General features: G+C 71.8%; 1 pseudogene. It reads left to right on the top strand.

Features of this window, described 5'->3' with window-relative positions:
* Positions 1-280, top strand: a pseudogene (locus IG74_RS47435) (hypothetical protein); the annotation flags it as partial.

The raw sequence follows: 280 nt of genomic DNA, 5'->3' as shown, positions 1-280 counted from the left end.
CGGTGGTCACGTGCCGAACGTGCTGAAGATGGCGGGCGTGCCGAACGTCATCGGGTCCTCCACCAACCCCACGCTGCCCTTCGGCCGGGACGCGGTGGCCGAGCACTACGGGATGATCGTCTCCGTCCACGACCTGAAGACGGACCTGCCCGGTGACGCGGCCATGGCCCGCGACCGCATCCGGGCCGGGAACCCGGACACCCTCGACGGCGTGGACGTCGTCGTCGGCACCGGCACCTCGATCGTCTCCGGCGAGGGGCTCATCGCCACCGCGGGAGCC

The sequence above is a fragment of the Streptomyces sp. NRRL B-1347 genome (assembly GCF_000720325.1).
Classification (GTDB): Bacteria; Actinomycetota; Actinomycetes; order Streptomycetales; family Streptomycetaceae; genus Streptomyces.
This window is presented reverse-complemented; position numbering and strand designations above follow the sequence as displayed.